12 protein-coding genes are annotated in these 12798 nt (G+C 70.4%); 2 read left to right on the top strand and 10 right to left on the bottom strand.

What is annotated here, in order from left to right:
* Positions 1 to 65: 65 nt before the first annotated feature.
* Positions 66 to 830, bottom strand: a complete 765-nt coding sequence (locus NBY65_RS22775; protein WP_150041545.1) for a competence/damage-inducible protein A — start codon at positions 828 to 830, stop codon at positions 66 to 68.
* Positions 831 to 943: 113 nt separating this feature from the next.
* On the opposite strand from NBY65_RS22775, the gene NBY65_RS22770 reads away from it, so the two are divergent.
* Positions 944 to 1321: a hypothetical protein gene (locus NBY65_RS22770; RefSeq protein WP_150041546.1), complete on the top strand. Its 378-nt coding sequence runs from the start codon at positions 944 to 946 to the stop codon at positions 1319 to 1321.
* Between the two features lie 19 nt (positions 1322 to 1340).
* Here NBY65_RS22770 and NBY65_RS22765 read toward each other — a convergent pair whose 3' ends face one another.
* The 3 genes from NBY65_RS22765 to NBY65_RS22755 form a co-directional block, all read right to left on the bottom strand.
* Positions 1341 to 2309, bottom strand: coding sequence for a bifunctional GNAT family N-acetyltransferase/(deoxy)nucleoside triphosphate pyrophosphohydrolase (locus NBY65_RS22765; protein WP_239002840.1), 969 nt, complete (start codon positions 2307 to 2309; stop codon positions 1341 to 1343).
* 461 nt (positions 2310 to 2770) lie between these two features.
* The gene (locus NBY65_RS22760) at positions 2771 to 3442 is read right to left on the bottom strand and encodes a spermidine synthase family protein (protein WP_150041548.1); all 672 of its coding nucleotides are present in this window, start codon (positions 3440 to 3442) and stop codon (positions 2771 to 2773) included.
* A gap of 94 nt (positions 3443 to 3536) precedes the next feature.
* Complete coding sequence (locus NBY65_RS22755; protein ID WP_239002841.1) at positions 3537 to 5369, bottom strand: ABCB family ABC transporter ATP-binding protein/permease; 1833 nt, start codon at positions 5367 to 5369, stop codon at positions 3537 to 3539.
* 49 nt (positions 5370 to 5418) lie between these two features.
* Between NBY65_RS22755 and NBY65_RS22750 the strand changes: the two genes are divergently transcribed.
* Positions 5419 to 6237 carry an NUDIX hydrolase gene (locus NBY65_RS22750; protein ID WP_239002832.1) on the top strand — a complete coding sequence of 273 codons (819 nt, stop codon included), beginning with the start codon at positions 5419 to 5421 and terminating at the stop codon, positions 6235 to 6237.
* 60 nt (positions 6238 to 6297) lie between these two features.
* Here NBY65_RS22750 and NBY65_RS22745 read toward each other — a convergent pair whose 3' ends face one another.
* The 6 genes from NBY65_RS22745 to NBY65_RS22720 all read right to left on the bottom strand — a co-directional run bounded on the left by NBY65_RS22745 (position 6298) and on the right by NBY65_RS22720 (position 12601).
* On the bottom strand, positions 6298 to 6759 hold the full coding sequence (locus tag NBY65_RS22745; RefSeq protein WP_150041550.1) for a DUF4167 domain-containing protein: 462 nt from the start codon (positions 6757 to 6759) through the stop codon (positions 6298 to 6300).
* 295 nt (positions 6760 to 7054) lie between these two features.
* Positions 7055 to 7855, bottom strand: coding sequence for a peptide chain release factor N(5)-glutamine methyltransferase (gene prmC, locus NBY65_RS22740; RefSeq protein WP_150041551.1), 801 nt, complete (start codon positions 7853 to 7855; stop codon positions 7055 to 7057).
* Positions 7856 to 7956: 101 nt separating this feature from the next.
* Positions 7957 to 9012: a peptide chain release factor 1 gene (prfA, locus tag NBY65_RS22735; protein WP_150041552.1), complete on the bottom strand. Its 1056-nt coding sequence runs from the start codon at positions 9010 to 9012 to the stop codon at positions 7957 to 7959.
* Complete coding sequence (gene hisS, locus NBY65_RS22730; RefSeq protein WP_150041553.1) at positions 9009 to 10247, bottom strand: histidine--tRNA ligase; 1239 nt, start codon at positions 10245 to 10247, stop codon at positions 9009 to 9011. Before hisS ends, prfA begins: the two co-directional genes overlap by 4 nt.
* A gap of 3 nt (positions 10248 to 10250) precedes the next feature.
* Entirely contained in the window at positions 10251 to 11375 is a 1125-nt protein-coding gene (gene ispG, locus NBY65_RS22725; RefSeq protein ID WP_150041554.1) for a flavodoxin-dependent (E)-4-hydroxy-3-methylbut-2-enyl-diphosphate synthase, read from the bottom strand.
* Between the two features lie 146 nt (positions 11376 to 11521).
* Positions 11522 to 12601, bottom strand: a complete 1080-nt coding sequence (locus NBY65_RS22720) for a helix-turn-helix domain-containing protein (RefSeq protein WP_162530600.1) — start codon at positions 12599 to 12601, stop codon at positions 11522 to 11524.
* Between the last annotated feature and the right edge of the window lie 197 nt (positions 12602 to 12798).

The raw sequence follows: 12798 nt of genomic DNA, 5'->3' as shown, positions 1-12798 counted from the left end.
TGGGCCGTCAGGCCGGCGGAACAAGTTCAGCGCATGATCGCGCGCGGCGAACCGGCGGAGCGCCTTCAGGCGGCCGGTTCGCCGGCGATCGGAACGCCGCCACAGGCCCGCATCAGCTCGGCCACCTCGGCGATGGCGGCCTCGGCGGCCGCGACATCGGTGCCCTTGGCGACGATGGCGACGCCGTTGCCGGTGAGCCGGTAATAAGGATAGCTGCCGATATCGAGATCGGGATGGCGCGCCTGGATCGCCGCGAGCCCCTCGGCGAGCCGCCCTTCCGGCACTTCCCCGGTGTGCACCGCCCGCGACAGCACCGGCGCGCCGCCGGCGAGTTTCGGCGCCAGCACCTCGAACATCGCCTGCATGATCCGCGGCACCCCGGCGAAGACATGCACATTGCCGATGGTGAAGCCCGGCGCGATCGAGACCGGGTTGTCGATCAGCTCGGCACCGCGCGGCAGCGTCGCCATGCGCTGGCGCGCCGCATTGAACTCGCCGGGCCGGTAATGGCGGTCCAGCCGCGCCCAGGCTTCCGGATGCTTCTCCCACGGCACACCGAAGGCGGCGGCGACGCATTCGCTGGTGATGTCGTCATGAGTCGGGCCGATGCCGCCGGTGGTGAAGACGTGGTCGAAACGGGCGCGGACCTCGTTGACGGTGGCGACGATGGTCTCGGCGATATCCGGGATGACACGTACTTCGCGCAGGGGGATGCCGATTTCACCGAGTCGGGTGGCGAGAAATTTGATATTCGCGTCCTGGGTGCGGCCGGACAGCACCTCGTTGCCGATCACCAGCAGGCAGGCCGTGGGGTTGGCATGGTCCGGCATCGCATCCTCCTTCGCTGGGGCGATGGTGGCAGCCCCGTCCCAGGCCGCCAAGCGCGGAACCCGCGTCGCCGCGCTCCGTAACCCGCATACCGGATCAACGGAGGATCCCTCCCATGCGCCTCGCCCTCCCCTGTTTGGTGTCCCTGCTCGTTCTCGGCGGATGTACCGCGCTCGAATACCAGGCTGGCGACAGCTTCGAACGCACCCGGCAACTGGCCGAGGCCGGGGATCCCTCGGCCCAGCTCGATCTCGCTCGCATGTACGCGGCGCCGGACCGCTTCCCGCAAACCCGGGGAACCGCCCCCGACCCCACCAAGGCCGCGGAATGGTGCTTCATCGCCAGCGCCGGCCCCGCCCCCCGCGCCGACATCGCCGCGCGCGGCCCCTCCTGCGTCGAGATCCTGCGCACCATCCCCGCCCGGCAGGCCTCGGTCGGCCAGACCATGGCGCAGGCCTGGCTGCTCGGCCCGCAGGACTACATCGAGCGCTGAGCGCCCGCCGGCGGCCCGGTCAGAGAAAGTCGCGCAGCAGCGGCACCAGCGGCAGGTCGGCTTCCGGCATCGGATACTCGGAAAGCTTCTCCGGCCGCACCCAGGCCAGGGCCTGGCCCTCGCGTGGCTGCGGCCGCCCCTTCCAGCGCCGGCAGAGGAACAGCGGCATCAGCAGGTGGAAGCGCTCGTAGCGGTGGGAGGCAAAGGCGAAGGGTGCGAGACAGGCCGCCGCCACGTCGATGCCCAGCTCCTCGCGCAGTTCGCGGATCAGCGCCGCCTCCGGCGTCTCGCCGGGATTGAGCTTGCCACCGGGGAATTCCCACAGCCCGGCCATCCGCTTGCCCTCCGGGCGGCGGGCCAGCAGCACGCGGCCATCGGCGTCGATCAGGGCACAGGCGGCGACCAGCAGCAGCGGACTCGATCCCGCCGGAGCCGGGCCGCAGGATTCGGGCTCGACTTCCGGCTCCGGGCCGCCAAACAAATCCTCCCGCGTGGCCTGGAACCGCAGCACGCGCTGCTCGGCATTCAGCGACAGGAACTTCTCCCGCCCCTCGCCCACCTGGCGGAAGCCAATGCGGCGCAGCACCGCGACCGAGCCGGCATTGTCATGCGCGGCCGTCGCCTCCAGCCGCACCAGGTCGAGATTGGCCAGCGCCCAGCGCGCCAGCCGCGCCGCGGCCTCGCTGGCCACGCCATGGCGCCAGAAACGCTGCCCGACCCAGTAGCCGAGACTCGCGGTCTTGCGCGCCTTGTCCACCCGCAGCCCGACACCGCCGACGATGATCTCCCGCTCCCCCTCGGTGCCGGTGACGGCGAGATGGTAGGCGGTGCCCTGCCGCAGCGACTCGGCGGCGGAGCGGATCCACTCGTCGGCCAGTTCGCGCCGGTATGGGAACGGCACCGCGGCGAGGTTGCGCGTGACCATCCAGTCATTGATCAGCCGGTGCAGCTCCGCCGCGTCCTCGGGCTTGTAGGGACGCAGGATCAGCCGCTCGGTGGCGAGCGGCGTGAAATCATCCGAGGCTTCCTCTGCCTCGGCGGGCGGCCCCGGCTCAGGGGAGGACGACTCCACCGGGGCTTGCGGAGGCGGGACAGCCGAGGCTGCGGCCACGTCGAGGTCCCCCTCTTCGGGCACGTTGGCTTCGGCGGAGGACGGGGCTGGCTGCTGGGTAGGGCGACGACGGGGCGGCATGGCAACGGAGTGCCGCAGACCGGGCCGCGTCGCAAGAGCGTCCGGCGCAACCGGTACGCCGGAAGGCGCCTCCCGCTTCACGAGCGTGTGGTGGACAGGACCACCATGACCAGGGAATGGCAGTGCCGGCGACGGAAACGCATCATCGCGATCTCGCAGACATGTACATTAGTACATGATGCTTGCCCCCCACCCGGGCTGCAACGATTTTGTCGGGGGTCGATCCCCGGCGGCATCATGGGATGCCGCACGGGAAGTCAGCGATTTGGAACGTATGCGAAATAAAGCGCGTGGCGCGGGTCACCCGGATCCCCCCGCGCCGTCACCTCCTGGCACTGCCAGCCAAGCCCGACCTCCCGCAACGCCGCCTCGAACGCCGTCGAGCGGTCGGCCGACCAGACCGCCAGGCACCCGCCCGGCAGCAGCGCAGCCCGGATCAGCCGCAGCCCCGTCGTGCCATAGAGCGAGCCATTGTCCTCCAGCGTCAGCGCACCCGGACCGTTGTCGACATCAAGCAGCACCGCATCCCAGCCGGGACCAGGGGCCCGTAACAGCGCCGACACGTCCTCGCAGCGCACGCATACCCGCGGGTCCTCGAGCGGACGGCCGGCCAAACCCGCCAGCGGGCCACGGTTCCAGGCGAGCACCTCGGGGAAAATCTCCGCCACCTCGACCCTCGCCGAGGGCGGCAGGACGTCCAGGGCAGCCCGCACCATGAAGCCCATGCCCAGGCCACCGATCAACACACGCGGCGCCGGACCAGGCAACGCCGCGCAGGCCCGGCGCGCCATCACCTCTTCGGAATGATGGGCGCGGCTGGACATCAGCTCCCAGCCATTGAAACGAATCTCATACGTGCCGCCACGCCGGCGCAGCACGATCCGGGCCTCGGGGCTACCCGCGGCTGCAAGCTCGATCCATTCTTCCATGCCGGCCCCACCCGTGCGGGGCGCTGCCCCACCCCCGCCAGGAGGCCTTGCCTCCTGGACCTCCACCAAGGGCGAAGCCCTTGGATCCCATCACCTATACCGCTTCCACCGCCTCGTGCTGCTCGGCCTGCAAGGCCCACATCCTCGCATAGACCCCGCCGAGCGCGAGCAACTCCGCATGCGTGCCACGCTCGGCCACGCCACCATCCACCAGCACCAGGATCTGGTCGGCATCCACGACCGTGGACAGCCGGTGCGCGATCGTCAGCGTCGTGCGATCCCGCGACACCGCCCGCAAGGCCGTCTGGATCTCCTGTTCGGTGTGCGTATCAAGCGCACTGGTCGCCTCGTCCAGGATCAGGATGCGCGGGTCCTTCAGGATGGTGCGGGCAATGGCAACCCGCTGCTTCTCGCCACCCGACAGCTTCAAGCCGCGCTCGCCCACCCTGGTGTCGTAGCCGTCCGGCAAACGCAGGACGAAATCATGCACCTGCGCCAGCCGCGCCGCCGCCTCGATCTCGGCCTGGGTCGCGCCCGGCCGGCCATAGGCGATGTTGTAGCGGATCGTGTCGTTGAACAGCACAGTGTCCTGCGGCACCACGCCAATGGCCGCGCGCAGGCTCTCCTGCGTCACCTCCCGCACGTCCTGGCCATCGACCAGCACCCGCCCGCCGGTCACGTCATAGAAGCGGAACAACAGCCGGCTGATGGTCGATTTGCCGGCCCCCGTTGGCCCGACGATCGCCAGGCGTCCCCCCGCCGGCACCCGGAACGAGACGCCCTTGAGGATGCCGCGGTCCGGGCGATAGCCGAACTGCACCTCCTCGAACACCACCTCCCCGCCCCGCGCCTGCAGCGCCGGCGCGCCCGGGCGGTCGGCGACCTCCGCGGGCACCCGCATCAGCCGGAACATCTGCTCCATGTCGGTCAGGCCCTGCCGGATCTCGCGGTAGACAAAGCCGAGCATGTTGAGCGGCTGGTACAGTTGCATCAGATAGGTGTTGACCAGCACGAAACGTCCGACCGTCAGCGTGCCCGCCACCACTTCCTGCGCCGCCATCAGCATCACCACCGCCAGCGTCGCCGAGATGATCGCCGCCTGCCCCAGGTTCAACAGGTTCAGCGTCACCTGGCTCTTCACCGCCGCGCGCTCGTAGCGGACCAGCGATTCGTCGAAACGACGGGCCTCGTGCGCCTCGTTGCCGAAATACTTGACCGTCTCGAAGTTCAGCAGGCTGTCGACCGCCCGCGTCTTGGCGTCGCTGTCGTTCTCGTTCATCGTCCGGCGGATGCGCACCCGCCAGTTGGTGACGACGAAGGTGAAGGACAGATAGCAGGCGACCGCCACCAGCGTCAGCAGCGCGTAGCGCCAGTCGAACAGGTGCCAGAGGATGGCGGTGACCAACCCCACCTCCACCAGCGTCGGCACCACGTTGAACACCGCCAGCCGCAACACCGCCTCGATGCCGCTGGTGCCGCGGTCGATCGCCCGCGACAGCCCGCCGGTCTGGCGGTCGAGGTGAAAGCGCAGCGACAACTGGTGCAGGTGGCGGAAAGTCTCCAGGGCCACCCGCCGCACCGTGCGCTGCTGCACCGCGGCGAAGATGGCGTCGCGCATCTCCCCGAAGCCCGCGGCAGCGACGCGCAGCAGCCCGTAGCCGACGACCAGCGCCACCGGCACGGCCAGCATCGCCCCCTGCGTCGGCGCCAGCGCATCCACCGCACGCGCATAGACGATCGGCACCAGCACCAGCGCCACCTTGGCACCGAACAGGAACGACACCGCGATCGCCACGCGCAGCCGCGTGCCGGGACTCTCCTTCGGCCAGAGATACGGCAGCAGCGAACGGATGGTGGCGAGGGTGGAGCGCTCGGGCACGCGCGCGCCCGCGAAATCCGGCTGCGCCGGCAGGGCCGAAAGATGCATCCTCATGGCCAGGGATGTGGCATGCGTTCCCTGGCATGGGAAGGCTGCGGTGGCAGCCCTGGCGGAACTCCGCTATGCGGCCGGCATGGATCCGCGATTTGCCCGGCATGTCGATGCCTGCAACAACGCCCGCCTGCCCGGCGGGCGCCTTCCCTTCGCGATCGGCGACCTGCCGGTCGGATGGGTCCGCCCCGAGGTGGCGCGCGCGCTCGCCGATTTCACCTCCGTCTCAGCTGGCCCCGCCGGCGTCACCCTGGCCGCCGATGCCGCCGCCGAGCTGCCGGCGATCGGCCGCGCCCTCGCCGAGGCCGGCTTCACCCGCTGGCGCGGCGAGGCCTTCGACGTGCGCGCCGAGCCGGGTGGCCCGGTGCTGACCACGGTCGACCGCGGCGGCCTGCCGCTGTTCGGCCTGCTGGCGTTGGGGGTGCACGTGAACGGCCTGGTCACGCGCCCGGATGGCCTGCATCTCTGGATCGCCCGCCGCGCCGCCGACAAGGCGCTCGATCCGGGCAAGCTCGACCACCTGGTCGCCGGCGGCGTTCCCGCCGGGATGACCCCGGCGGAAACGGTGGTGAAGGAAGCCGCCGAGGAAGCCGCCGTGCCTGCCGCCCTCGCCGCCAACGCGATCGAGCGCAGCACCCTGACCTACGCCATGGACCGCCCGGAAGGGCTGCGGCGCGACATCCTGGTCTGCTACGACCTGTACTTGCCCGAGGAATTCCACCCCACCGCCGCCGATGGCGAGGTTGAGAGCTTCGAGCTCTGGCCGGTGCAACGCGTGCTGGAGCGGGTGCGCGACAGCGACGACTTCAAGTTCAACGTGAACCTGGTGCTGATCGACCTGTTCCGCCGCCTGGACCTGCTCTGACCCCTGCCCGCCCCCCTTCCCGGCGATAAGGGGGGCCGGCATCCCGCCGGCCGGCCGGGCTCAGCCTTCCGGCGCCGCCGCGGCGATCGGGATCTCGCGGCTGTCGGAAGGCTGGTCGCCGGTGCCGGGCATCGACTCCCCGTCCTCGCCTTCGCTCTCGCCTGGCTCCTGCATCTGCGGCCGACGGCCCTGCTGGCCATTCTGCTGCTGGTTCTGCTGCGCCGCCTGGTTGATCGCGTTCAGGATGCGGAAATAGTGCTCGGCGTGCTGGAAATAGCCTTCCGCCATCACCCGGTCGCCGCTGCCGGTCGCATCCCGGCCGAGCTGAAGGTATTTCTCGAACAGTTGCTGGGCAGTGCCACGGATACGGACATCCGGTCCGCTGCTGTCGAACACATGGTTGCGATTGAGGGGAATCCCGCCACCGCCGCCCCCCTGGTGGCGCATGCCGCCACCACCGCCACCGCCTCCGCCGCTGCCGCCCCCACGATGGTTGCGTCCGCGCATACGTTTCATGTTCATGCGTTTGCCAAAGCGCTTTCCTGTTCGAACACCGGACCCCGCGGCGCCCCCGTAGGCGATGCGGGTCCGGCCCGGTCGCTGGCCAGTCGCGACACTCCTCGCGCCGGCCGCGCTTCAACCCGTTTCCGGGTCGCTCCTTACCGATGGCTTCTGCGCGGCACCCGGCCCGACACGGGCAATTACCCCAAGGGGCCATTGCCGGGGCATACAGACCTGATCCCCGGAAACAGCCCCGGGCGACCCTTGCCGCACGCGCACACGCTAGCGGCCTCTCCCGCCCCTGCCAAACGATTTTTCAGTCATGGCCAAGGGTCAGAACCGCAGCACGCGCAATACCGGCCAGATCGGCACGCAAAACAGGATCGTCAAGCCCCGCCGCCCGCGCCAGCGCGGCCACGCCAGCGGCCTGCCCCGCCCCCAGTTCCAGCACCGCCACCCCGCCAGGCGCCAACAGCCGGGGAAGTCGTTTCACAAGAAAGCGATAGGCCGCCATCCCGTCTGCGCCACCGTCCAGCGCGCTGCGCGGCTCGAAGGCGGCGACCTCCGGCATCAGGCCGGGGATCGCATCCGATTCGATATAAGGCGGGTTGGACAGCACCAGGTCGAAACGGCCGGACAGCGCCGCCGCCCAGTCCCCCGCCAGGAAGGCCGCCCGCCCGGCCAGCCCATTGGCACGCGCGTTGGCCGCGGCCAGCGCGGCCGCCTCCGGCACCAGGTCCACGCCTACGCCGAAGGCCAGCGGGAATTCCGCCAGGGCGGCGAGCAGCAGGCAACCGGTGCCGGTGCCGAGATCAAGGATCCGCCGCACCGCCGCACGGTCCGGCCGGGCAGCCAGGGCAGCCTCGATCAGCGTCTCGGTGTCGGGGCGCGGGATCAGCGTGGCCCGCGACACCGCGAGATCAAGCGTCCAGAACCCCTGCCGCCCGGTGATCAGCGCCATCGGCTCGCGCGCCGCCCGGCGCGCCACCGCGACGTGAAACGCCGTCGGGTCACCGGCGGCGTGCTCGTAGAGCAGCCGCGCCTCCCGCCGGGGCTCGTCGATGCCGGCATCGCGTAGAAGGGTGGTTGCTTCGCGGAGAAGATCTTCTTTTGTCATGGGATCCAGGCCCCGACACAGTGCCGGGGCGCTGCCCCGGACCCTGGCAGGAGGCTTTGCCTCCTGCACCTCCACCAAGGGCCAAAGGCCCTTGGATCCCATTATTCTTCCGCGGCCAGGCGAGCGGCCTGATCCTCGGCGATCAACGCGTCGATGAACTCGTCCAACTCGCCCTGCATGATCCGGTCGATCTTGTAGAGCGTCTTCTCGATGCGGTGGTCGGACACCCGCCCCTGCGGGAAATTATAGGTGCGGATCCGCTCGCTGCGGTCGCCGGTGCCCACCTGGGACCGGCGATCGGCCGCGCGGGAGGCGTGCGCCTGGGCGCGTTGCTGCTCGTACAGCCGGGCCCGCAGGATCTTCATCGCCTTGGCGCGGTTCTTGTGCTGGCTTTTCTCCTCCTGCATCGCCACCACGATGCCGGTGGGCAGGTGGGTGATGCGCACAGCACTCTCGGTCTTGTTGACGTGCTGGCCGCCGGCACCGGAGGCGCGGTACACGTCGATGCGCAGCTCACCCTCGTCGATCTGGACATCGACCTCCTCGGCCTCCGGCAGCACCGCCACCGTCACGGTCGAGGTATGGATGCGGCCCTGGCTCTCGGTCGCAGGCACACGCTGCACCCGGTGCACACCGGATTCGTATTTCATCCGCGCGAACACGCCCTGGCCGGTGATCTCGGCCGAGGCACCCTTCAGCCCGCCCAGCTCCGATTCGTCGTATTCCAGCACCTCGAAGCGCCAGCCGCGCAGCACCGCATACTTGCGGTACATGTCGAACAGCTCGGCGGCGAACAGCCCGGCCTCGTCGCCGCCGGCGGCGGGACGAATTTCCAGGATGGCGGGGCGCTCGTCGGCCTCGTCCTTCGGCAGCAGCGCCAGCCGCAGCGCGTGCTGCAGCGCCGGGATGCGGCCCTTCAGCTCGAACAGCTCGGCTTCGGCCAGTTCCCGCATCTCCGGATCGGCCAGCAACGCCTCGGCATCGTGGGCCTGGTGCTCGGCAGCGCGCAGCTCGTCGATGCGCTCCACCACCGGCTCGATCTCGGCCAGTTCCCGGCTGGCCTTGACGAAAGCCTCGCCGCCCAGGCCCTCGGACAGCATGGCGCGCAGCTCGGCGGCACGGTCGAGGATGCGGTCGAGCTTGAACGAAAAGCTCATCGCAGCCTTGCGGGCAGGTCCGCGACCGGCACCTCGGCCTGCGCGCCAGTGGCCAGGTCCTTCACCTGGGCCACGCCACGCGCCACCTCGGCCTCGCCCAGGATCACCGCGGCGCGGGCGCCGATGCGGTTGGCCCGCTCCATCCGCTTCTTGAGGTTGCCGCGATAGGCCATCTCGGCGCGGATGCCGCCCTGGCGCAGCGCCTGCAGCACATCCAGCGCGGCGGCCTCGGCGACCTCGCCCACCGGCACCACCGCGACCGGGCGCGGCGCGGGCGGCGCCTCGGTCAGCAGCATGGACAGCCGCTCCACCCCGGCGGCCCAGCCGACGGCCGGCGTCGCAGGCCCGCCCATCTCCGCCACCAGCCCGTCATAGCGCCCGCCGGCCATCACCGTGCCCTGCGCCCCCAACCGGGAGGTGACGAACTCGAAGGCGGTATGACCGTAATAATCGAGCCCGCGCACGATGCGCGGATTGTCGACGAAGGGCACGCCGAACCGGGTCAGGTAGTCCTTCAGCCGCTGGTAGAACGTGGCGGCCTCCGGCGTCAGGTAGCCTTCGATCAGCGGCGCGCCGGCGACGACGCGGCGGTCGCCGTCATCCTTGGAATCGAGGATGCGCAGCGGGTTGCGCTCCAGCCGTGTCAGGCTGTCCTCGGACAGCTTGTCGCGATGCGCGGTGAAGTACTCGACCAGCGCCGTCCGCCACGCCTCGCGGCTGGGGCGGTCGCCGAGCGTGTTCAGCTCCAGCACCACGTCGGCGGCAAGGCCGAGTTCGCGCAGGATGTCCCAGCCGCAGGCGATCACCTCGGCATCGGCCAGCGGCTCGGCGGTGCCGAGCAGCTCGGCGCCGATCTGGTGGAACTGCCGGTAGCGCCCCTTCTGCGGCCGCTCGTAGCGGAACATCGGCCCGGCGTAGAACACTTTCTGCGGCAGCGACTGGGTCAGGCCGTTCGTGACCAGCGCCCGGCATACCCCCGCCGTCATCTCCGGCCGCAGCGTCAGCGAATCGCCGCCGCGATCGGTGAAGGAATACATCTCCTTCATCACCACGTCGGACGTGTCGCCGAGGCTGCGAGCGAACACGCGGGTATCCTCGAAGATGGGGGTGGCCCATTCCTCGAGCCCGTAGCGGGCCGCGACGCGCCGCGCCGTGTCGATGACGTGCTGGTGCCGGCGATGGTCCTCGCCGATCAGGTCCCTGGTGCCGCGGGCCGGCTGCAGTTGCTCGCTCAATCGTCACTCCGCCGCCTGGTTCGGGATGACCTCGCCGGCCCGGATCGCCGCGGCCTTCTGCTCCACGAGGTCGACGATGTGGTCGACCATGGAAGCGCTGTCGACATGATGGTCGGTCTTGCCGGCCATGTACACCATGTGCCGCCCGCCGCCGCCGCCGGTGACGCCGATATCGGTCATCAGCGCCTCGCCCGGGCCGTTGACCACGCAGCCGATGATGGAGAGGGTCAGCGGCGTCTCGATATGTGCCAGCCGCTCTTCCAGCTTCGCCACCGTCTCGATGACGTTGTAGCCCTGCCGCGCGCAGGATGGGCAGGAGACGATCTTCACGCCGCGATGGCGCAGGCCCAGGCCCTTGAGGATCTCCCAGCCGACCAGCACTTCTTCCTCGGGCTCGGCCGAGAGCGAGACGCGCATGGTGTCGCCCACGCCCGCCCAGAGCAGCGCGCCCAGGCCCATGGCGCTCTTGACCGTGCCGGTGCGGCGTCCGCCGGCCTCGGTGATGCCGATGTGCAACGGATGGTCGCAGGCTTCGGCGAGTTGCTTGTAGGCGGCAACGGCAAGGAAGACGTCGGACGCCTTCACGCTGATCTTGAATTCGTGGAAGTCGTGGTCCTGCAGGATCTTCGCGTGTTCCAGCGCGCTTTCCACCAGCGCGTCCGGGTTGGGCTCACCGTATTTCTCCAGCAGGTGCTTTTCCAGGCTGCCGGCATTGACGCCGATGCGCATGGAGCAGCCGTGGTCGCGCGCCGCCTTGATCACCTCGCGCACCCGTTCGGCGCTGCCGATGTTGCCGGGATTGATGCGCAGGCAGGCCGCCCCGGCCTCCGCCGCCTCGATGGCGCGGCGATAATGGAAATGGATGTCGGCGACGATCGGCACGCGGGCCTCGCGCACGATCTTCTTCAGGGCGGCGGTGCTCTCCTCGTCAGGGCAGGAGACGCGGACGATGTCCACCCCGGCCGCCTCGGCGCGGCGGATCTGGGCGATCGTCGCCGCGGCGTCGCTGGTCAGCGTGTTGGTCATGGTCTGCACGCTGATCGGCGCGTCGCCGCCGACGGGTACGCTGCCCACATGGATCTGGCGCGACTTGCGCCGGGCGATCTGCTGGTACGGGCGATAGCTCATGGGGTACAGCTCCGGGTGGACGGACGGGCAACGCAACATGCCCGAGCGCCGGGCGCCAAGCAAACGCCGCGCAGCGCACCTGGGGTGCAGGGGCCGTGTGGCCCCTGCCGGGTCAAGGGCGGAGCCCTTGCCTTAACTCTCTTATATTATTGCGCCGGCGGCTTAGGGGCAGCCCGTGCCGCCGTAACGGAAGGTGCCAGCCTGCCCTCGCGGATGGCCTCGGGATCGAGCGGCAGGTCGCGCCGCACTGCGCCGTCGATGCCGAGTGCGGCGGTGAGCTGTCCGTCGACCAGCACCTCGGTGCCGCCGGCATTGCCGGTGGTCAGCACCAGGCGCTCGCGCGGCGGCACCGGCCAGGTCTCGCCGGCGCGCAGCACGCGGTTCAGCAGCACCTGGCCCTGCTGGCGGTCGCGCACCTGCAGCCAGGCATCCGCCTTGGCCCGCAGCACGATGCGGGTCCCTTCCGGCAGCGGCGGCAGGGCCGCGGCGGTAGTGGTGCCGGCGGCGAGCGGTGGGCCGAACACGCCGGTAGCCGGGATCGCCGCCGCAGCTGAACTGGGCGGCAGGGGCGTCAGGGCCGGTGGCGGCGTCACGGAGGCCATCTGGCCGGGGCCCGCCGCCGTGGGGAACGGCAGCACCATCGGCTGGTCGGTTGCAGGGCCCGCAGCGGTCACCGGCGCGGCGGGCACGGCGGCCGCGAGCGGCACCGGGGCGGGCGGCGGCTGCACCAGCGTCGCCAGCCGTTCCGGCACCTGCCGCACCGGCGGCTCGCCCGGCTGGCTGCCGGAGACGCGATACCAGCCGACATAGGCGCCGATCGCCAGCGTCACCCCCAGCAGCACCACCGCCCCCGCGGGCACGCCGCGATCGGGCACCGGGGTCGGGAAGCTCAGCTCGGGCTGTCGTGCCAGGCCCGCCGCCTCGGCCCGGAAGCGCCGTGCCACTTCGTCGGGGTCGAGCCCGAGCAGTTGCGCGTAGCTGCGCACATGGCCGATCACATAGGCCAGGGCCGGCAGATCCGCGGGGCGCCCTTCCTCGATCGCCCGCAGCACCGCCGGGCGGATGCGAAGATAGCCGCCGATGGCCTCGAGGTCCCAGCCGAGACGTTCCCGCGCCGCCTGCAGGTCGGCGCCGACCCTGAGGACGTGACCGGGCCCACCCGGATCTTCGAGTGGCGAAACAGCGGTCCCTCGCGGCGCGGCGGCGGACCTGCGAACCTGCAGCACGGCGGCTCGATCCCAAGAAGTTGCGGTGTTCAAGGATGGATGCCCAGCCCCCGGTCAGCGGGGGTCAATCCGGTTTCCTGCGACGGCTTGTAAACCGCTGTAGGCGGCTTGCCAACCAAGATACACATCCAACACCGGAAAAGCTCGCGGAACAGGTGAAAACCATCCGCCAGGCCTTTGGGTTTGAAGTATTTTTT

Source organism: Rhodovastum atsumiense (assembly GCF_937425535.1).
In the GTDB taxonomy this organism is placed as follows: domain Bacteria; phylum Pseudomonadota; class Alphaproteobacteria; order Acetobacterales; family Acetobacteraceae; genus Rhodovastum; species Rhodovastum atsumiense.
The sequence above is the reverse complement of the archived record's forward strand: the minus strand, read 5'-3'. Positions and strand labels throughout refer to the sequence as shown.